The 797-nt window shown below is 65.0% G+C and carries 1 protein-coding gene; it reads right to left on the bottom strand.

Going from position 1 to position 797, the window contains the following annotated elements; genetic code table 11:
* A partial coding sequence (locus tag AC5ZGW_RS46585) for an acyl-CoA carboxylase subunit beta (RefSeq protein ID WP_496114195.1) occupies positions 1–797 on the bottom strand: 797 nt, incomplete at both ends.

The raw sequence follows: 797 nt of genomic DNA, 5'->3' as shown, positions 1-797 counted from the left end.
TCGTATTCCTTGGTGCGCGCGGCGATCTTGTCGGGGTCGCCGATGTCGGAGCGGAAGATGATCTCGACCGCGCCCTTGGCCCCCATCACCGCGATCTGCGCGGTCGGCCAGGCATAGTTCATGTCGGCGCCGATCTCCTTCGAGGCCATGACGTCGAAGGCGCCGCCATAGGCCTTGCGGGTGATGATGGTGACGAGCGGCACCGTGCATTGCGAGTAGGCGAACAGCAGTTTTGCGCCGTGCTTGATCAGGCCGCCATATTCCTGCGCGGTGCCGGGCAGGAAGCCGGGCACGTCGACGAAGGTGACGATCGGGATGTTGAAGGCATCGCAGAAGCGGACGAAGCGCGCGGCCTTGCGCGAGGCGTCGCTGTCGAGCACGCCGGCGAGCACCATCGGCTGGTTGGCGACAAAGCCCACGGTGCGGCCGGCGATGCGGCCGAAGCCGGTGACGATGTTCTTGGCGAAGGTCTCGGAGATCTCGAAGAAGTCCCCCTCGTCCACGACCTTCAGGATCAATTCCTTGATGTCATAGGGCTTGTTCGGATTGTCGGGGATCAGGGTGTCCAGGGACAGGTCGACGCGGCCGATATCGTCGAAGCTTGGCCATTCCGGCACGCCGTCGGTGTTGTTCGACGGCAGGAAGTCGATCAGCCGGCGCATCTGCAATAGCGCGTCGACGTCGTTCTCGAACGCGCCGTCGGCGATCGAGGAGCGCGTCGCGTGCACCGAGGCGCCGCCGAGTTCCTCCGCCGTCACCACCTCGTTGGTCACGGTCTTCACCACGTCGGGGCCGGT

It is taken from the genome of Bradyrhizobium sp. Crot121, assembly GCF_059512385.1.
Note: the sequence above shows the minus strand (reverse complement) of the source record. Positions and strands in the feature narration are given on the sequence as shown.